Raw genomic sequence first — 19,256 nt, 5'->3', positions numbered from 1 at the left:
TCGAATATGAAACAATCAACCGGACCGCGCTCACAGCGGCCTAAGACCCCGAGTCAACAAAAGCCGGGGCAGTCCCAACTTTCGCAGCTTGTCCGGATTCTGGTTCTCTGGACTTTGCAGCTCGGCAAGTTTGATTATTAGGTTTTCGCCGCTGTGGGACGAGGCACCGGAGTCGGTTGACCGGACGTGCCGTAGACCGTCAATCGTCTCAACTCGTGGCAGGTACTGCGGGATATCTATGTCTGCGAGAAGTCCTGATATGGGATACTTACCACCCCACCTTGAACTCATGGGTGAAAGGGCACTGAGGCGACTGAGTTCCATGCGGACCGCGAAATAGTCATTGTCCCTGATCGAGTACTCCCCCTGAGCCTTCTCAACAAGCGAGGGCTCCTCGACTGCCAGTGCGCCGTTGTGCCCGATTTCGAAATCGAGCCAAGCCAGTTCAGAGTCGGGACGATTGAACGTCGGCTGACGCAGGAGGTGCACCAAGGCTTCCGCATGCTGCTCGGTGGCTTGGTCACTGAAACTTAGTAGTTGAGTCGCGGTTTCCATGTCGCGTCGGACGCCTAACGCGAGTTTCGGCTTGTCAACGAATGCCCCGTTTAGTGGTCGCTCCAAACTGCCCGCAGACATCCAGCTTTCCAACCTTCCAAGTCGGTCATCGTCACTGAACATCGCATGAGCGAACCTGAGAATATTTGACTTGCCACTGTTGTTGGGGCCGGCAACAAGATGAACCTTGTCCATGGGGCCGATGAGTTGAGATTTCGAGCTCCAAAAGCTGCGATAGCCAGTGAGTCCGAAACCTGCAATGATATCTAGCCTATTCACCTGTCACTCGGCATTCGCGTTGACGGATTCAGCTGCGGCGGGCGCTTGCCGAGTGCGCCGCCGAGCGGTTGAACGTTCGGCCCTGAGCTTCTTGAGCTCTCCGGTGTTCAAGTCACCCTTGATGGCGCGAACGTAGTCGCGTTTTTCGTCGTGTCCGCCGCTGGCGAGTTTTGCTTTGATGTCGGTGGTGCGTTGCCGGATCTTGATCAGTTCGGTAACGGATTTGATCCGCGAGGCCAGCAGTGCGCGGGTTTGGGTGTGGGTCGGTTCGATGTCGAGGTTCGCCATGGTTCAACCCTAGCTTTGTGGTGTGGCTTATGTGGGCGGCCGGTCGTTGCCGGAGGTGCAGGGTTGCGTGAATTGTGCGTTGCGTCGATCGTCGATCCAGTCGTGGAGCTTTTCGGCGTAGCACCAGACGCTGCGTGCTGTGAGTGGGAAGTGTTCGGATCCTATGCGCTGGGCGCGCCAGTTACGTAACGGTACGCCCAGGATGCCGTATTGCTGTTCGCGCTTCGGTCGGACCGTCGAGGTGTTGATCGGGCGACACCTTTGGTGAGGCGACACGGTCCCAGAGCAGATCGTTTCGTCCATTTTTGCCCTAAGTTTTTAGAAGCATCGGAAGAATGGACTGCATGGATCCCCAACTAAAAGTGGCGAATAGAACTATGCGCCCCGCGCGAAATCATAGGTTTCGCGGGAACGGCTCGTCGTACGCTGCTCGCCGGCTGCTGGAGCGCTCAAGAGTGTCCACGAAACACGAGAGTCCAGCACAGCCAGGATTGGTCATTACCCTGGGAGCCGTCGGCACTGTCTACTATGCGTTGCGGATCATCGGCTTCGTCGACGGAGACATAGACTCGGCCTTGGCTTTGATACCGCACCTTGATCTGTTGCCGACTCTAACAGCAATGGTAGTTTCGGTCGTCCCGTTCACAGCGATCCCGTTTGTCCTGCTATTGGTCCTGGTGCTTCGACGTATGGGTGCCGACGAGGTGACGAAGTGGGTCATCCCCGTGGTCGGTGTCATCCTTGTGGTGGCGGCAATTGCTTTGTCAAACGTCGCGATCGCTGCCCTTGCCATGCTGCTGTGGGGGGCTAAGAGTCTGTACAGGGGGATCGATCGGCACCGGTTAGTGCCTCGTTGGATAGCACGACTTCTGCAGGCCTTCGTACCAACGGGCGGAATGGTCATGACCTGGACAGGAGTCATTCTTCTGTTGACAACGGCCACCGGACTGCCCTGGCAAACATCCGAATCGGTTATGTTTCACGGCGAGTCAGCGGAGACGTTCTTCGTAATTTCGGAGAACGACAACCATCTGACCGTTGTCGACGACGCCGCGCGAAGCGTGACCGTTCGAAGTGCAACTGCGATTGACAGTCGCGAACGGTGCACGCTGGCAGCATCACGCGATCTATTATCAAGGTCGGTCTACCAACTTTTCATCGGTTGGCAGGCTCGGCAAGCATGTCCAGATTGAAATGGCCTGCGTCCCCATCGATGCAAACACGCAACAGTGGGGACTGCCCCGGCTTTCTTTGCAGTTAACTATCGTGGCTGAGTCCGAACCAAAAGCATCGAGTCCGTGCTGCTGCGGCGGTTGAGCAGGGCCCGGCTCGCGCCGTACCTTGAGGCAGCCGGGAGCCTGCAGGATGCGGCTCACCTTTGTCGGTGGAACATTCGGCTCTCGGGCCCGGCCTTGCCCTGCACATTTTCGAGGTCGTGCTTCGTAATGCCCTCGATGAAAAACTGTGTCTATGGAACGCCACCCAGACCAACCCGAAAACCGGACAGGCCCACTCCTCGGACTGGCTTCTTGATCCCTCGGTGTTGATAGAGCGGATCGTGGGCAGAGACATTCCCGATGCCAGGTCGCGGGCGGGACGATCAACGCGTCTGCGACCGAAGCACCTGCGGGAGCCGCTGCGCAATCACTTGAAGGTAGCGTTGCTCGCAAGGACCAGGCCAGTAACAGCCGAGCGATGACCGCAACGACTTACAGCGACGTCAACGATCCCAAGGCGGGGGAGTAGCGTCGCAGCAGTCTTTAGGCGAAAAAATCGGGGTGTGCACAATGTGCACACTCTTGCCGTCGGACTGGGCCCTACCGGGGCCGGACTGGGCCGTACTCGGCAAGTTTTCGGGAGTTCCCTGTCTTTCCAAGGCCCGGAATGCGGTTCGAGTCCCACCTCGGGCACAGCATTCCCCCTCGTCAGAGGGGTTTTTGCTTTAACGTGTGTACAAAGCTTGTGGTGGCGTCCCTCTGACGCTCGGTGCGCGGGCTGGTGCCTGGCCGCCGCGGTGGCCTATGAAGGTGTGTGGGTGGCGGGTTCAGGGTCCTGGCTGGTGGGCCCTCCGCCTGCTCTGGGGTGGGGTTATGCGGTTCCTCGTTCCGGTTCTGTCTGGTTGGTCGTGGTTGGCCAACACCAGTTCATGGCTCAGGGTTCCGGGGACGACATGATGAAACCGACCTTGGCGCGGAAGCGTCTTGGAAAGCTGCTTTCGGTCGTAAAAGGGGAGCTGTGCATGGTCGTTTGTCCTGCCAAAGTGGGTGTGGACAGTGTCCACACTTATGTCTGCTTTATGGAAGCGCAGATGGCGGTCCAACCCTAAGTCTTCGACGTACGTGCCTCAATGCACCTCGGGCACGGAGCTACGGAGCGACATTGGTTACCTCTCTCGGTGGTTGGTACCACGCAAGCAAATACGGAGTCGAAGCCCTAAGTGATGCACTGCGCATCGCGACCGCCCCGTTCGGCATCAACATCGTCGTCGCGGAGCCCGGCTCAATCCGCACCGAATGGAGTGCCCGCCGCGCGGGACGTGAAAGAAAACGCCACCGGCAGTGCTTACTCCACCCTCGTCAACGGCGTCGCCAAGACCCTTACCGCCAGCTCCCAGCCCGACGCCCGAACAACCTCGGCGACGAAACTGATCGACAAAACCATCGTCAAGATCGTCCGGACCAGGCGCCCGCGCTCCCGGTACCGCGGCGGATTCGGATCCATCCCCATGCTCTTCCTCCACTGGCTGCTCACGGATCGCGTCTTCGACGCCCTCATCTTACGAGCCTTCGCAGTCTGAGCCGCAGAAACCGAGCGGTCACGGCCGCGAAAACTGGCTGCCGCCGCCGTGCGTTGCACTCGAGGTGGGGTATCGCGCCGGAGAGGCGTGCACGAAACGGAGAGTGCCCGACGGCGGCTAGTCACCTGGGCGGGAAAACGCCCAGATTCTGGGCTTCCTTCTTCGTGCGGATTCATGCCTCGAATGGGCCTCTTCGAGGGCGAACGGTGCAAAATCCCGGCACTCCTCCTGTGTACACGGCTGTGCGGCTTGTCCCCGACGGTGTATCAAACTGACACGCTTTGTCCTGTTGCCCAGGCCCGATTCTGGAAGAGACCCAAATACGCCAACTAGTTTTAGTGAGTTGATTGCAATGATGAACCGGAAGCTCGCGCTTGGTCGGCATAGCGAGTGGGAACGGACGATCAAAGATTGCGACCGAACAATTCCGGGGGAGTCATCCGACCGCGAATCGGTGAACCTCAAGCAAAGCTCAGAGTTGAGCGGGCGTTTCAGTCCATGGCAACGCACATCGCCCGTGTCAAAGCCTCCCGTTGGCGACTTACCCAACGACGTTATCTGGCCGGACATCGCGGCAGCAGTCGCCTGAATCAAGATCAAGGTGAAAGAAGTGAAGGCTCGAGAAGCAGTCAAAGAACGCAGGATGCACGCAGCGCTGTCCGATTGGTGCGAGCTGCGAGGCGGAGAGGTGGTGACCATCGTGAGGAACGCAAAAGTCATTGCTCAAGGTCGAGTGGAGGAAGTGTCGGGGAGCGGAGGAGTCTTGTGGATCGTCAATGAAGAATCCGAAACACAGACATTTTTCAAGTCGGACGGGGTCTTTGTTCGGAGGGGCTGATATTGCCTCAAACTGTCGATCTCTCACGTTACGCACCTACCGGAAGGGAATAGGAGTGGAATTCCACCTCCAGCACGAATGGGGGCCACTGGTCGGCCTCGATGTCGAGATACGGCATAGCGGGAAACCGGTGCGCTACGGTCATGTGGACGCGGTCACCAGGGATGACCAAGTACTCTGGCTGCGGCACGACGGAGCTCTCCACCGACAGCTCTTTGAACGCTCCGAGGGCTTCGAAGTGTGGACCAAGTGCAAGTGGGAAGCGGTTCTCAATGGTTTCTAGCCTCAAAGACGCCCGGCCAATCAGGGCCGCCGCCCGCGACACGATTCAACGGCAGTCGTACAACACCCTTGGAAGATCAGTCACAAAAGAAGCGATGAGGCACGTCCAAGCAGAAGCATCTCGCGGGGGAACACGTGGCGTTAGGGTCATGTGGCACAACTCAGGTTCCTACATCATCGAACTCAGCGACGATATCCCTGTTGGAATGATCTATGAATGCCTCGCGGAAAGCCACGCCAATGACGCTTGAAGGGAACCGACCACAGCGAACGCCGACCATTGACTATGGGGATATCGTGTTGTCCAATCAAATGAGGACTGTGTTTCTTTTGCCCTTCCGCTGTGAGATAACAAGGAGGTGCTCGCTATGGCTTCAGCAGGGTCACTATCCAAGGAGTTTAACGAGCGGTTCCGGCGCGCTGACCGAGTCCGTGAGTTGTTTCTGATGCAGCCACAGACTGAGCTCACAGGGATCCGACCGATGATCGCCCGTTCCTGGTATCGAAGCCGGGCTGCCGGTGTCGACGCTGCGGCCGACCGCGGAATATTCGACGACGGTCGCGTAGACGAATACACAATCCAGGCGGCAGGACCACACCTCAAAAAGCTGGACGAAGTTGCAGCCGACATGGGCGGGTACGTGAGCCTAACGGCGCCGAATGGCGTGCTCGTCACTGCGAACTTTCTTCGTGAAGATGACGGATTTCCGGCCGGGTATTCCCTCTTGGAGGAGAGCATCGGCAGCAACGGCGAAGGACTAGCGCTCGAAGAGGGGCGGGGAGTTTGGCTCGCACCTGAGGAACACTTCCGCGAGGACATGAGGGGCAACTGGTGTTTTGCCTCCCTCGTCCGGGACCCGTTCCACAACCGAGTTCGCGCCGTGATCGGGCTGACTCTGCCCGCCAACCGGGTATCGGGTATCGAACCGTCCTCGACTTTGCTGATGCTTGAGGGTGTGGCATCCCGGATCGAGCGCGATATCGAGCAGCGTACCTCTTCCAAGGAACGGGCCCTGCTGAGCGAGTATTTGAGGATATCCCGGCGTCGCGGAAACCGCGCGGTGATTGCGATGGACGGGAAGAACTTCCTGTTGAACTCGTCTGCCACGGCCTCTCTAGAGGAAAGCGACTTCTCCATCATCTCCGGATATGCAAAAGCCGTAATGGCGTCCGGACGTAATCTGAACCGCGAGGTGATCCTTCAAGGTTCCGGGCCAGCAACGCTCGAAGTCTCTCCAGTGAGCCTTTCGGCGTCGAACGTTGGGGCCATTGTCGTAGTCAGAGTCGACGCGCTGCCGGAAGACCGAAAATCTGCAACGAGGAGTGCGCCGCGTAAGGCAGAGACCGCCCAGCTAGATACAGGTGACAGGCTGCGAACCAAGCTCGACGGGGCAAGCGCCGAATTTATGCGCATGCTGAATCTTGCCCGTAAGGCGGTCGAGCAGGCGCGTTCGGTCGCGATCCTCGGAGAGATCGGCAGCGGGAAGCGACATCTCGCCGAGGCAATCGCTTCGCTGCGCGGGGAGCGTATCGCGGTCGATGCTCAGAATGGTGGACTGGGCAGTCCGCAAATACGTGATCTTCTCCACCAAATTGACACCGAACGGCCTGCGACGCTCATTGTCGAACAGGCCGACGAACTTTCGCAGGTCGAGGCATCCGAAATCGCGAAGCAGCTTCGGGGCAATTCGTCTCTCCGCCTGATCTTCACGGCAACACGTCCTACCGACTCGACCCTGCTCCTCTCCGAGGCGTTCGATGTACTCGAGATCTCTGTTGCTCCACTGCGAAATAGGCGGGAAGATATCCCACAACTCGCCAATTCCATCGCGGAAGAACTGGGCGGTCAAAAATTGTCGCGCAGGCTCATCACGACGCTCACGAATACTGATTGGCCGCGAAACATTGATCAATTGCGCGCCGTTGTGTCCAACGCCGTGGAACGAGCCGAGGGTGCCGAGGTCACCGTCGATGATCTTCCCCAAGGATTCCAAAGAGTTCTGACGATTGGACGGCTCTCGCGGCTTGAGGATGCGGAACTAAGCGAACTTCGTACGGCTCTTCAGGAATCGAACGGGAATCGCAGCCTGGCCGCCGAAATGTTGCAGATCGGCCGTTCCACGCTCTACCGACGGATGGACTACTTCCGCAGCAAGGGCTTCGACCTGTAACAGGATTTGGTTCGTGCTTTCGCCGGGTCAGGGGCGAAGCCTCACTGGAAGTCGCCCCTGAACCCTCTACTCGAACAGCGCGCGCAGCGCAGCGTTCAGGAACGTGCCTGTGGGATCGAGTTTCCTTCGGACTTCGTTGAAATCGTCCCACAGGGGGTAGCGGGCGCGGAGAATATCGGAGTCGAGGAAGTACTGCTGCTTGCCCCAATGCGGCCTTGCATTGAACTCAGACAGAACGCGGTCGATCGTGTGGAAGAAGTGCAGATTGCCCCTGCCCTTCGTCCGGCAGAAGCCGATGGCTACGGAGTCGCGTCCGTACATAGGTGACAGCCAGGACTCGTCTCGCGCTACAGTTCGTACCTCCATGGGGAATTCGTCAGGGAAGCGGTTCATGACGGGCAGGCATGCCGCGAAAGCGTCGTGGGCCGTGTCATAGGGAACGAAGTACTCCACTTCTTCCCACGGCGTTGGGTAGTGGTCGGGGTAGATCCTGTACGGTCGGTTGACTCGCGCAGCTGGAGTGTAATCGTCCTCGGTGTCTGCATCGACGGTGTCGAAGATGCGTACCAAAGTCGGGTCGTCCATGTCATTGGGCAACGGCGGCAGAACCGCTGACATGTCATACATTGGTCCGCGAACAAAGCTGAAGTGTCGGTGTGTACGGTTCCCTTCGTCCCATCGGTCCAGGACCTCTGCGAAGGGCTGGAACGTGAGCGATTCCTTCAGTTTGAATGCAGGCTCGAGCTGCAAATCGACACTGACGAGGATCCCCAGCAGCCCCATTGAGGCTCGAAGGGCCGGGAGCCGTGGATCATTGGGGCCAATCCGCTCGAGTTCGCCGGAAGCAGTAATCAACTCTGCGCCGACGACAGCGCCAGACAAGGCCGTGAGCTGCAGTCCTGAACCGTGGGTGGACGTGCTGACCGCGCCGGCGATTGTCTGGAGATCAATCGCTCCTTGGTTCTTCAGGGACAAACCCGCGTCCCACAGAGGTTCCCCGATCGCCGAGATTGGGGTGCCGGCCTTGACACGTACCTGAGCGGCGGTTCGATCGATGTCGATGATTCCGGACATCGCGGAGATATCGAGCACGATTCCGTCCGTTGGCACCAATGGGGCAAACGAGTGACCGGTCCCTACCGGGCGAACCGAGATCCCACGTCTGGTCGCGTCGGCGACGATCTCGCTCACGTGCTCCACTGAAACGGCATTGACAACCGCCTCGGGCTGGCAGCCTTGAGTGCCCGCCCAATTGCTCCACGTCGTCCGAATGCTCATGTATTGCCTCCCGTCCTGCGGCAGCGCCATCGCGGCCTACCTAAGAATGGAACCATCATCGCCGGGACGCCGATTGTGCCAATTAGGGAAATCCCGTAGTTCTCCCAAAGCCCCGAGTGTATCGATCTGGCACGGATGGCGGTCTTGACTTCGAGATGTACTTGTATGCAATGCGGGGCGCCCGGCTCGATCGGGTCTCCGGCATCGTACTAGGGCACGACACGAACAGGACGGCACACTATGAACCGCGATGACCAGGGAACAATTCTGGTGGCTCCTCATCACTTCCCGGACTTGGAACGCGAGTACGCGCTCGCGGAGGAGTTCGGCTACACACTCAACGCCGCCGCGGATGGCGACGCGTTCCGGGAAGGACTGGGGGAAGCAGAGATCGTCATGATCACTCCTTACGCGCGGCTCAACGCCGCCGACTTCCCGCTGATGAAGAAGTGCCGCGCAGTGATCCGTTATGGGATCGGATACGACAACATCGACGTCGACGCCGCTTCTCGGGCCGGGATTCCCGTATCGATCGTCCCGGGAACAGCTTCGGAGGAAGTGGCCTCGCACGCATTTGCCATGGGCCTTGCGCTCGCTCGGCGGTTGCCCACGGGAGATACCGCCATTCGCCGCTTCGGCTGGAACGGGACCATCGGCTATGACGCCCCGGTGCTCTCGCAGCTCGAGGTGGGCGTTGTCGGAATGGGACGGATAGGCCAGCATGTGGCCCGAATGTACTCGGCGGTCGGCGCCCAAGTTCGCGGCTACGATCCGTTCGTCACGGAAAGTTTCGTGGAAATGTCCGCTCTAGCCGACTTGCTCGAGAACTCCGATGTCGTTTCGCTGCATCTGCCTTTGAACGACGAAACGTCGAATCTTGTCTCCGGGGAGGTGCTAGGGAAGATGCGCAAGGGCGCCGTGGTGGTCAACGTTTCGCGCGGCGGCCTCATCGACGAGGTTGCTCTGGCTGCCGCGCTCGGCTCCGGGCACATCGCTGGAGCAGGCATCGACACTTTCGCGCACGAGCCGCTCGACCCGGAGCACCCACTGCGATCCGCGCCGAACACCATCCTGACCCCGCACATCGCGTGGCGTTCGAACCGCTCAACCGGCGCGCTACAAGAAGGTGCGGTGGAACGAGTGCGTCTGGCGCTCACCGGGCAGCCACTCATCGATCTGGTGAACTAAAGAAATTGGAGAAACACACATTGGGAACTAGCAACCACACGGAGCGGATCCTCGAGGGTGGGCCCGCAGTGGACCCCCATCTTCGGAGGGGACCGAGGGGCTTCCCGCTGCTGCCGGGCGGTTACGGTCGGTCGACCTACTACACCGGAGCGCCGAGCCCGTACGCGATCCGGGGCGAGGGATACCGGGTCTGGGATGATCGCGGCCACGAGCTGATCGACGCGAACAACAACTTCACCTCGCTGATCCACGGCAATGCCCAGCCTGAGATCACCGAGGCGGCGACTAAGGCCATCGCCTCGGGCGCGAGCTGGGGCATTCCGAACCTCTACGAATGGGAGCTCGCAGATCTTCTTCTGTCACGCCTGCCCGCTCTAGATCAGGTGCGCTTCGCGAACTCAGGTACCGAAGCGGTGATGTCCGCGATCCGGATCGCGCGTGCGAGTACTGGGCGCGAGCGCGTGATCGTGACCCAGGGCGGCTACCACGGTACGTCCGAGGTGGCGCTGGTTCCGGGTGGCCCGAGCTACACGCGCGGTGTTACCCGTGGGGTGATCAATGACGTGACCTCAGTGCCGCTCAACGACATCGAGTTCCTCCGACAGGCAATCGAAGCTGCCCCGGACTCTTACGCTGCGATCATCCTTGACCTGCTACCAAACCGTGCTGGTCTGCTCAGCATCTCGGAAGAGTTCGTTCGCGAGGCCCGGAGGCTCGCGACCCGTTATGGGATCGTGCTGATCATTGATGAGACCATCAGTCTCCGGCTCGGTTACGGCGGATTGAGCCGCGAGTACGGCGTCGACCCGGACCTCCTGACCACTGGAAAGCTCATCGGCGGCGGATTCCCGGTCGGCGCAATCGTCGGACTCGCTGCGCTCATGGCCGAGGTGGACCCGACCCGCCCTGGAAGTCTGCCCCACGGAGGCACGTTCTCGGGAAACCCGGTGAGCATGGCCGCCGGTGCCGTCGCCCTGCGCCTTTACCCCGAAGACGAGGTGAAGCGTCTGAACCAACTTGGCGACCTAACTCGGGATGCTGTGAATTCCCGGATCCTTGAGGCCGGCTGGGAAGTTCGTGGTCGCGGTTCTCTGCTTCGCGCCGTTCCTGCCGGAGCGACGAAAGTGGACGAAGCCACCCAGCACCGTCTCTGGTGGGCCACCTATGAGCGCGGTCTTCTTGGCTCACCGGCCAATTTGCTCTCGCTCTCGACCCCTATGGATGAGAGCATCGCCGCCGAGATCGGTGATCGTCTCACCGAAGCCGTGCTCAAGGTAGCCCAGGATTCCCCTCGTTCTTGAGGGAAGAAAGGAAACACGAACTGTGAAAATCGTCTCCTATGAACACGAATCGGGCATCCGCGGCGGATTGCTTGTCGACGACGCTGTGTACGATCTGGAACGGCTGTTCGAGATCGCTCCAGAGGCATCCAAAGGCGCAACTTCTTCGGTCCGGACCTTCTTGGAGCTTTACGGGGGAGAGCTTGCCGAGCTCTCGGCGGCTGCGGACGCACTCGCGGCCAGCACCCCGAGCGCACGTGTTGGTGCGCGCTCCGAAATGCGTCTGACCGCTCCGTTGCAGGATCCCGCAAAGGTTCTCTGTGTCGGCCTCAACTATAAGGATCATGTCGCTGAAACCGGGCGCGCTCTCCCCGAGTACCCCGATGTCTTCGCGAAGTTCGCAACGACCCTTGTCGGTCCCGACGACGAAATCGGCGGCGCCGAGGTCAGTGAGAACCTTGACTTCGAGGGCGAGGTCGCCATAGTCATCGGCCGGCGTGCGAGCCGGGTCGGGGAGGACGAAGCACTCGACTATGTTGCAGCACTGGCTCCTTTGAACGACATCACGGCACGAGATCTCCAGTACCGCGGTACGCAGTGGCTTGCCGGCAAAGCCGTCGATGGCTCAACTCCCTGGGGCCCAGCCCTCGTGACACTCGATGAGGTCGGAGACCCGCAGGATCTGGAGCTGGTGACCCGGGTGAACGGCGTTGAGATGCAGCGCTCGAACACGAGGCACCAGATCTTCCCCATCGCCCGCATCGTCTCGTACTTGTCGAGCTTCCTCACGCTCGAGCCGGGTGACGTCATCGCGACCGGCACGCCCCAAGGTATCGGCGCGAAGCGGAACCCGCCGGTCTGGCTTGAGCCGGGAGACACGGTTGAGATCGACATCGAACGGGTCGGGCTGCTCCGCAACCGCGTAGGCAAACCACGACTCTAATCCGCAACCTCCGCGCCGCGGAGGCTTTCACAAGCAAGTTCTACGAAAGTATTGAAGACCAATGAGTGAAGTTCAAACACAACCAGGCGAGGCGAGGTACCGCATCGCCGTCGACACCGGCGGCACGTTCACGGACGTTGTTGTTGACTCCAACACCGGTGAGATGGCGGTGGGTAAGGCGCTGACCACCTATGACCGCGTCTTTACCGGCTTCGAGGCCTCAGTCCGTCGGGCTGCCGAGTCCGTAGGCTGGAGCGGCGACGACGTGCTGCGTAACGCAGACGTGATCGTCTACGGCACCACGCACGCCACCAACGCAGTTCTGACTGGCAAGGTCGCCAAGACTGCTCTGCTGACAACCGAAGGCTTTGCCGACACCTTGTTGCTGCGTGAAGGTGGACGCCGGGACGCGTTCGATTCCAAGGCGGCCTACCCGCCGCCCTACATCCCCCGGCACCTGACATTCGAAATCCAGGAACGCATCTCCGCTGAGGGAGATGTGTTGGTCCCGCTTGATGAAAACCAGGTGCGCGATGTGCTCCGCTCGTTCGAGGACCAGGGGATCGAGGCCGTCGCTGTCTCATTCCTTTGGTCGATCGTCAACGACGTGCACGAGCGGCGGATCGCCGAACTTATCCAGGAAGTCCTGCCGGGTGTGCCATACACGCTTTCCAATGAAGCCAACCCGACCATCCGCGAGTACCGGCGTTCCTCGGCTGCTTCGATTGACGCTTCCTTGAAGCCGCTGATGGCCGACCACCTGGGCAAGTTGCGGTTGGATCTCGAGGAGTATGGCTTCGCCGGCGACTTGCTGGTGGTTACCTCCGAAGGTGCCGTGCTCGACGTCGCAGATGTGCTGGACCGTCCTGTCCTGCTGCTCAACTCCGGTCCGTCAATGGCGCCGCTTGTCGGCGCAGCCGCCGCTCCGGACCGCGACACGGTTGTGGTGTGTGACATGGGCGGCACGACGTTCGACGTTTCGCTGGTTGAGGAGGGCGTCGTCCGCCACACTCGTGAAGCGTGGCTTGGTGAGCCGTTCGTCGGACACCTGACTGGGCTTTCGTCGGTTGCCGTGTCCAGCATTGGTGCCGGTGGTGGCAGCATTGCATGGATCGACGGCGGTGGCCTCCTTCGGGTGGGTCCGCAGAGCGCCCGCAGCACCCCGGGTCCTGCAGCCTATGGTCGCGGCGGCGAGGAACCCACGGTAACCGACGCCTGCGTCGCACTGGGCTATCTAGACACCCAAGGCTTCGAGGGCGGATTCACGCTCGACCGCGAGGCAGCAATCCGGGCCATCGACACAAGAATTGCCGGCCCGCTCAAGATGGACACCGTCCAAGCGGCCCAAGCCATCCTGGACGTCTCCGCCAACCACATGGCCACCGCGATCCGACAGGCCGCCCTGGAACAGGGTGTTGACCCGCGAGGTGCGTTGATCGTTGCCGGCGGTGGCGCCGGCGCCATGGTGGCAGCGGCCATCGGCGTCCTCCTGGAGGCCGATACCGTGCTCATCCCGGCGACCGCCGGCGTGTTGGCGGCGTACGGTGCCCACCGTGCGCCCATTGCCACCGAATTCCTCTCCCCGCTCCACAACGACACCTGCAGTTTCGACGCCGGTTCGGCAGCTCGCGCAGTGGAGGAGTTGAAAGCCAAGGCCAGCGTCTTCAGCCGGCGGTTCGAGGGGGTTGGTGAAGCAGCGAACGTTACGTACTTCGTCGACGCACGCTACCCTGGCCAGGCGTGGGATCTTCGCGTCTACCTTGATGCTGCCCCCGACACCGCCGGCAACGCAGCAGCCGTGATTGAACAGGCCTTCCACGAGGAACACGACCGCCGGAACGGCACGCACGATCCCGACAGCCGCGTCGAAGTCATCACGTGGGGTGTGCGGGTGGAGATTCCAAGGCCAGAACACGCCAAGACCGAGACCGAGGTCAGCCGCACCAGCGAAGTCCACCGCACCGATTGCGTCATTTTCGGTGGCGAGAGCTTCAGCACGCAGCGTTACCGTGGCGTCACTCTCGCACCCAGGGACAAGGTCCTCGGGCCCGCGGTCATTGACCAGCCCACAACGACCATCGTCGTGCCGCCGGAGTGGAACGCAACACTAGACGAACGATCCAACATCTACCTGACCCGCAAGGAGGCGTAACCGTGACGCGCGAATTCGATCCTGTAAAGCTCTCGGTACTTGCCAATGCATTCGACGGCATCGTCCGCGAGATGACCAACGGACTGCTGCGTTCGGCACGTTCGTCCGTCATTAACACGGCCCGGGACTTCTCGTGTGCTGTGCTGACGGCAGACAACCAACTGCTGGCCGCGGCCGAAGGCGTGCCCGTGCACGTCTTCGGCGCCGGCCCCCTGGGCGAAGACATGGTGGAACTTCACGACGACATCCGTGAAGGTGATGCGTTCCTCCACAACGACCCCTATCGGGGCAACTCCCACGCCGCGGACCACGTCATCCTGGTGCCCATCTTTATCCAAGGGCGGCACCTGTTCACCGCCGTGACGAAGGCCCACCAGGCAGACTGCGGCAACTCGCTTCCGACGACGTTCTACGCGACGGCGCGCGATGTCTACGAAGAGGGGGCGCTGATCTTCCCCTGCGTTCGGGTACAGCGAGACTACACCGACATCGACGACATCATCCGCATGTGCCGGTCCCGCATCCGCGTTCCTGAGCAGTGGTACGGCGACTACCTCGCATCAGTCGGCGCCTCTCGTATCGCGGAGCGCCGGATCCATGAGCTCGCAGAGAAGTTCGGTGTGGACAGCCTGGTGGATTTCGTGGATGCGTGGTTTGACTACTCAGAGCGTCTGGCGGTCAGCGCGATCGAGACCCTGCCGGAGTACGTCCTCCACGGCTCGACCTCGCACGACCCCTTCCCCGGGACGGGGCCAGACGGTGTGAAGCTGCAGGCAACAATCTCCGTGAAGCCCGCCGAGGGCCGAATCTCCATCGATTTGCGGGACAACCCTGACAACCTCCCGAACGGCCTCAACCTCACGAGGGCAACGGCCACCGGTGCAGCGCTAGCCGGGATTCTCTCCGGGATCCCGGAGAACCTGCCGAGCAACGCTGGGACATTCCGGCGCATCGAGGTGCTGCTGCGTGACGGCTGCGCAGTGGGGGTGCCAAAGCATCCCTATTCGTGCTCATCCGGCACAACAAACCTCGCCGATCGCGTCGTCAACATCGTGCAAGCGGCGTTTTCACAGATCGACGACGGCTATGGCACTGCGGAGGGCGCAGCCGGGCAGGCGCCTGCGAAGTCAGTGATCTCGGGCATCGATGAACGGAACGGCAATGCGTACGTGAACCAGATCCTGGTCGGCGGCGTTGGCGGTCCTGCGACTCCCTACGTCGATGGATGGCCAACCTACCAGCGACCGGTATGTGGCGCCCTTCTCTACCACGACAGCGTCGAGGTAGACGAGCAACGCTACCCGATTCTGATCCACGAGCGCACTCTTGTACCCGATTCAGGTGGCGCTGGCCGGCAGCGCGGCGGACTTGCCACTCGAGTGACGATGGAACCACGGGCCGAGGCCGTGACGCTCACATACGGTCTTGAGGGCAAATTTAATCCGCCCAAGGGGGTTCGCGGCGGTCAAGGCGGCGCGGTGCCGGCAGCCTGGGTGGAGGATCTCCAGAGTGGCGAGCGTCGCGAAATTCCCGTCGTCGGCCGTTACGATCTTCGGCGCGGGGAGAAGATTGTCTCCATCACGCCGGGCGGCGGTGGTTACGGTGACCCGCTGGAGCGTGACGTGCTCGCAGTGCTCGACGATATTCGCGAGCGGCGAGTCTCTACAGAGGCTGCGCTTGAGGTCTACGGTGTGGTTATCGCGGACGGCTGTGTCGACGAAGAGGCAACCGCAGCGGTACGTGACGAGCGACTGAGCCCAGCGTCTTGAACTGACGCGATTGGCCCCGGCGACACTCGGACCGTTGCCGCAACCATCGGTCGCGGAATGCCGCCGGCACCCGCTTCCGGGGCGAGGAGAGTTCCTCGCCCCGGAAGCTTTCAAATAACTAGTGACGGAGATTTTAATGGAACCCATTCGAGTCGGCATCATCGGCGTCGGAAATGTTCTCAACCAATACCTCGACAAGATCGGGGTGCATCCCGACGTCAAGGTCGTCGCACTGGCGGATGTCAACGCCGAGGCAGTCAGAAAGCGTGCTGCGGAATACGCGGTTCCGAAGGCACTCTCGCCCGAGGAATTGCTTGCTGATGACGAAGTTGAACTGGTGCTCAACCTGACACCGCCGAAGCTGCACGCACCGGTGACTTTGCAGGCGATCGCCGCCGGCAAGCACGTGCTCTCCGAGAAGCCGTTTGCGACGTCGCTCGAGGAAGCGGAACAGATCCTGGACGCCGCTCAGAAGGCGGGTGTAAAGGTGGGCTCGGCTCCAACAACCTTCCTCGGATCGGGCATGCAGACGAGCCGTAAACTGATCGACGACGGCTGGATCGGTCGACCTGTCGCCGCATTCGCCTCGTTCGCTTGCCGCGGCTACGAACACTGGCACCCGAACGTCGATCCTTTCTACAGCCCGGGCGCCGGTCCGATGCTTGACATCGGACCGTACCTCATTACCAACCTGGTGAATTTCTTTGGGCCCGTCAAACGGGTTTCGGCTTCCGCTCCGCGCTCGTCGGAAACCCGTCCCCGCCCCACCAAGGACGGAGGATATGACGGCGTCATCGAGATCCAGACCCCGACCCACGTCACGGGCACGATCGATTTCGAGTCGGGCGGCGTGGCCACCGTGATCGTCAGCTGGGACGTCTGGAACCACAACCTACCGCACCTCGAGATTTACGGGACCGGGGGCTCCATCGCGGCGCCGAACCCGGATCATTTCTCAGGTGCTCCGATATTGCGCCGCGGTGAGCCTCGCGACTTGGCGCTGGACATGACGCCTCCCGGCGGTGGTGACTGGCGCGAAACCCCGATCACGCACCGAGACGACGCGTATCGCGGTATCGGACTCGCCGAGTTCGGCCATGCGATCCGCAACGGGGTCGAGCCGCGCACGGGTGGAGCGTTCGCCTATCACGTGCTGGAAGTGCTGCTTGCTTTCGAGAAATCGTCGCAGCTTGGCCGACACATCGACATTGAGAGCACGTGCGAGCGACCACGCCCGCTGCCTTCGGTCGGCCCTCACGAACCGTACCGTTTCGACTGATCTCACTGTGCGCCCCGGACCTCCCGGGGCGCACTCGTCTCTTGGCTGCGGTGATCCGTGGTGGGCAGTGCTACTAAATTCCCGCCGCCGTGATCCCGTATCAAAGTGGGACACAACGTCCCATTGCGGGGGTGCCAACCTGATCTAAGGACGAATCGGCTCGGAAAGCCGACGTACCTTCAAGACTGAGGAGAATTCATGACCAGCACAGCAGCCGTCGATACTGGCACTGACATCGAGACCAGGAACGTCCGCCGACGCACCGTCGCGCAAGCCATCGTTGAGTACCTCCAAGTTCAATACAGTGAACTGGACGGGGAACGCAGGCGCCTGATTCCCGGTATGTACGGGATCTTCGGCCACGGCAATTCCGTTGGCCTGGCGCAGGGGATCGACGAATACGGCGTTGACTTCCCGCACTACCCTGGGAAGAACGAACAGTCGATGGTCCACGCGGCGATCGGCTACGCGAAGGCCACTAACCGTATGTCGACGCTTGCATGCACCGCTTCAGCCGGTCCTGGCTCGACGAACATGGTTACCGGCGCGGCCACCGCGACGACGAATCGGCTTCCTGTCCTCCTGTTCCCCGCAGATATCATCAACAATCGCTTCGGGGATCCGGTGCTGCAGCAGATCGAGCATCCTATCGAGCGCGATGTGTCCTCCAATGACTGCTTCCGTCCGGTCAGCCGCTATTTCGACCGGATCACGCACCCCGCGCAGCTGCTCTCGACGCTTCCCGAGGCGATGCGGGTCCTGACCGATCCCGTCGAGACCGGGGCCGTCGTCGTCTGCCTACCGCAGGACGTCCAGGGTGCCGAGTTTGACTTCCCCGAGTCCTTCTTCGCGCCGCGAGTCTGGCCGATCCGCCGCAGGCCCGCGACCGAGGATGAGGTTATGGACGCTGTTGAGATCATCCGCAGCGCCAAGCGCCCGATCATCGTCGCCGGAGGCGGCGTCCGCTACTCCAAAGCGCAGGATGAGCTCGCCCGGTTCAGCATGGAATTCGGAATTCCGGTGACTGAAACCTTCGCCGGAAAGGGCAGCGGTCCCCTCAGCGATCTCAACCTCGGTGGTCTCGGTGTCACCGGCACTGTGGGCGCGAACCAGATCGCGGATCAAGCTGATTGCGTGATCTGCGTGGGCACGCGGCTGCAGGACTTCATCACAGCGTCGCATTCGGTCTTCCAGAGCCCCCGGGTGAAGTTCGTTCACCTCAATGTGAACTCCTTCGATGCCCACAAGATGGGCTCGTACCCGGTGGTGGGTGACGCGAAACTGTCGCTCAGCGCGCTGCACGCGAAACTGGCCGCCAAGGGCTATGGGAGCGCCAAAGGTTACGGCAGCGAGATTGCCGACGCGCAGCAGGCCACACTCGAGCGGCTCGAACATGACCTTCAGGATTTCCCGGGTGAAGTTATGAGCCAGGCGCAGGTTGCCCGCGCGCTCAACGAGCACACCGGTGCCGACGACGCTCTCATTCTCGGTTCCGGCGGCGCTGTCGAACTCGTTCACAAGTCGTGGGATCCGTCGAACGGCACTGAGATCCACTTCGAGTACGCCAATTCCTGCATGGGTCATGAGATCCCTGCAGGTCTCGGTTATCGTCTCGCGACGCCCGACGCGCCAGGCGACGTCTTTGTGTTGATCGGGGACGGCACCTACCTCATGCAGCCGACGGAGTTGGTCACGGCCACGCAGGAGCGCAAGAAGATCGTCGTCGTTATCATCGACAACCGGGGTCATCAGTGCATCTGGCCCCTGCAAGTCGCGAAAGGCGGTCCGGACGCTGAGTTCGGCACCCAACTGCGTGAGAGGAACGACGCGACGGGCCGTCTTGATGGGCCCGTGGTCGACGTCGATCTCGCTGCGAACGCCGCGAGCATGGGCTGCGTGTCCTGGACGGTGACGACGATTGATGAGTTCAAGGCGGCACTCACTGAGGCGCGTGGGGTCGAGGATCGGCCTGCCGTAATCGTCGCCCGGGTCGAACCGTGGCGCTACCTCTCCGGCAATGGCGCGTTCTGGGATGTTGGAGTGCCGATGACCTCGGGGCGTCCGGGTAACCAGGAGGGTACGGCAAAGCACGAGCTCGGTCGTCAGCGTCAGCGCTTCTACGCCGCGACGACCGCGCCCGGCGAGACCGAATAAAGG

The 19,256-nt window shown here is 61.2% G+C and carries 14 protein-coding genes; 10 read left to right on the top strand and 4 right to left on the bottom strand.

Going from position 1 to position 19,256, the window contains the following annotated elements:
• Window positions 1–30 precede the first annotated feature (30 nt).
• Both AC3WJU_RS18550 and AC3WJU_RS18545 read right to left on the bottom strand, forming a co-directional pair.
• Complete coding sequence (locus AC3WJU_RS18550) at window positions 31–750, bottom strand: ATP-binding protein (RefSeq protein WP_492260554.1); 720 nt, start codon at window positions 748–750, stop codon at window positions 31–33.
• An 87-nt stretch (window positions 751–837) separates the two neighbouring features.
• The gene (locus tag AC3WJU_RS18545) at window positions 838–1,122 is read right to left on the bottom strand and encodes a hypothetical protein (RefSeq protein WP_492260553.1); all 285 of its coding nucleotides are present in this window, start codon (window positions 1,120–1,122) and stop codon (window positions 838–840) included.
• A 491-nt stretch (window positions 1,123–1,613) separates the two neighbouring features.
• Between AC3WJU_RS18545 and AC3WJU_RS18540 the strand changes: the two genes are divergently transcribed.
• Window positions 1,614–2,315, top strand: coding sequence for a hypothetical protein (locus AC3WJU_RS18540; RefSeq protein WP_492260552.1), 702 nt, complete (start codon window positions 1,614–1,616; stop codon window positions 2,313–2,315).
• A gap of 1,343 nt (window positions 2,316–3,658) precedes the next feature.
• Window positions 3,659–3,919 carry a hypothetical protein gene (locus tag AC3WJU_RS18535; protein ID WP_492260551.1) on the top strand — a complete coding sequence of 87 codons (261 nt, stop codon included), beginning with the start codon at window positions 3,659–3,661 and terminating at the stop codon, window positions 3,917–3,919.
• Window positions 3,920–4,785: 866 nt separating this feature from the next.
• On the opposite strand, the gene AC3WJU_RS18530 is transcribed toward AC3WJU_RS18535, so the two are convergent.
• A complete protein-coding gene (locus AC3WJU_RS18530) occupies window positions 4,786–4,962 on the bottom strand; it encodes a hypothetical protein (RefSeq protein WP_284990237.1) in 177 nt (58 codons plus the stop codon).
• A 445-nt stretch (window positions 4,963–5,407) separates the two neighbouring features.
• Between AC3WJU_RS18530 and AC3WJU_RS18525 the strand changes: the two genes are divergently transcribed.
• On the top strand, window positions 5,408–7,210 hold the full coding sequence (locus tag AC3WJU_RS18525; protein ID WP_492260550.1) for a sigma-54-dependent Fis family transcriptional regulator: 1,803 nt from the start codon (window positions 5,408–5,410) through the stop codon (window positions 7,208–7,210).
• Between the two features lie 66 nt (window positions 7,211–7,276).
• Here AC3WJU_RS18525 and AC3WJU_RS18520 read toward each other — a convergent pair whose 3' ends face one another.
• Window positions 7,277–8,488, bottom strand: coding sequence for a D-arabinono-1,4-lactone oxidase (locus AC3WJU_RS18520; RefSeq protein WP_284990239.1), 1,212 nt, complete (start codon window positions 8,486–8,488; stop codon window positions 7,277–7,279).
• 240 nt (window positions 8,489–8,728) lie between these two features.
• Here AC3WJU_RS18520 and AC3WJU_RS18515 point away from each other — a divergent pair, with 240 nt between their 5' ends.
• The 7 genes from AC3WJU_RS18515 to iolD all read left to right on the top strand — a co-directional run bounded on the left by AC3WJU_RS18515 (window position 8,729) and on the right by iolD (window position 19,253).
• Entirely contained in the window at window positions 8,729–9,676 is a 948-nt protein-coding gene (locus AC3WJU_RS18515; protein WP_284990240.1) for a C-terminal binding protein, read from the top strand.
• Window positions 9,677–9,696: 20 nt separating this feature from the next.
• Window positions 9,697–10,977: an aspartate aminotransferase family protein gene (locus AC3WJU_RS18510; protein WP_284990241.1), complete on the top strand. Its 1,281-nt coding sequence runs from the start codon at window positions 9,697–9,699 to the stop codon at window positions 10,975–10,977.
• A gap of 22 nt (window positions 10,978–10,999) precedes the next feature.
• The gene (locus tag AC3WJU_RS18505) at window positions 11,000–11,899 is read left to right on the top strand and encodes a fumarylacetoacetate hydrolase family protein (RefSeq protein WP_492260549.1); all 900 of its coding nucleotides are present in this window, start codon (window positions 11,000–11,002) and stop codon (window positions 11,897–11,899) included.
• A gap of 61 nt (window positions 11,900–11,960) precedes the next feature.
• Window positions 11,961–14,051 (top strand): hydantoinase/oxoprolinase family protein, encoded by a 2,091-nt coding sequence (locus tag AC3WJU_RS18500; RefSeq protein ID WP_492260548.1) that lies wholly within the window; start codon window positions 11,961–11,963, stop codon window positions 14,049–14,051.
• A gap of 2 nt (window positions 14,052–14,053) precedes the next feature.
• Complete coding sequence (locus tag AC3WJU_RS18495; protein ID WP_284990245.1) at window positions 14,054–15,820, top strand: hydantoinase B/oxoprolinase family protein; 1,767 nt, start codon at window positions 14,054–14,056, stop codon at window positions 15,818–15,820.
• Between the two features lie 136 nt (window positions 15,821–15,956).
• Window positions 15,957–17,099 (top strand): Gfo/Idh/MocA family protein, encoded by a 1,143-nt coding sequence (locus AC3WJU_RS18490; RefSeq protein WP_284990246.1) that lies wholly within the window; start codon window positions 15,957–15,959, stop codon window positions 17,097–17,099.
• Window positions 17,100–17,297: 198 nt separating this feature from the next.
• Window positions 17,298–19,253: a 3D-(3,5/4)-trihydroxycyclohexane-1,2-dione acylhydrolase (decyclizing) gene (gene iolD, locus AC3WJU_RS18485; RefSeq protein WP_492260547.1), complete on the top strand. Its 1,956-nt coding sequence runs from the start codon at window positions 17,298–17,300 to the stop codon at window positions 19,251–19,253.
• The last annotated feature ends 3 nt before the right edge of the window (window positions 19,254–19,256 follow it).

It is taken from the genome of Arthrobacter sp. FW306-1B-F12A (genome assembly GCF_058781865.1).
Note: the sequence above shows the minus strand (reverse complement) of the source record. Positions and strands in the feature narration are given on the sequence as shown.

What these genes read in the sequence shown, in the direction of transcription:
- AC3WJU_RS18550 (WP_492260554.1), bottom strand. Translation starts at nt 750, where the DNA reads ATGGACAAGGTTCATCTTGTTGCCGGCCCCAACAACAGTGGCAAGTCA.
- AC3WJU_RS18545 (WP_492260553.1), bottom strand. Translation starts at nt 1,122, where the DNA reads ATGGCGAACCTCGACATCGAACCGACCCACACCCAAACCCGCGCACTG.
- AC3WJU_RS18525 (WP_492260550.1), top strand. Translation starts at nt 5,408, where the DNA reads ATGGCTTCAGCAGGGTCACTATCCAAGGAGTTTAACGAGCGGTTCCGG.
- AC3WJU_RS18520 (WP_284990239.1), bottom strand. Translation starts at nt 8,488, where the DNA reads ATGAGCATTCGGACGACGTGGAGCAATTGGGCGGGCACTCAAGGCTGC.
- AC3WJU_RS18515 (WP_284990240.1), top strand. Translation starts at nt 8,729, where the DNA reads ATGAACCGCGATGACCAGGGAACAATTCTGGTGGCTCCTCATCACTTC.
- AC3WJU_RS18500 (WP_492260548.1), top strand. Translation starts at nt 11,961, where the DNA reads ATGAGTGAAGTTCAAACACAACCAGGCGAGGCGAGGTACCGCATCGCC.
- AC3WJU_RS18490 (WP_284990246.1), top strand. Translation starts at nt 15,957, where the DNA reads ATGGAACCCATTCGAGTCGGCATCATCGGCGTCGGAAATGTTCTCAAC.
- iolD (WP_492260547.1), top strand. Translation starts at nt 17,298, where the DNA reads ATGACCAGCACAGCAGCCGTCGATACTGGCACTGACATCGAGACCAGG.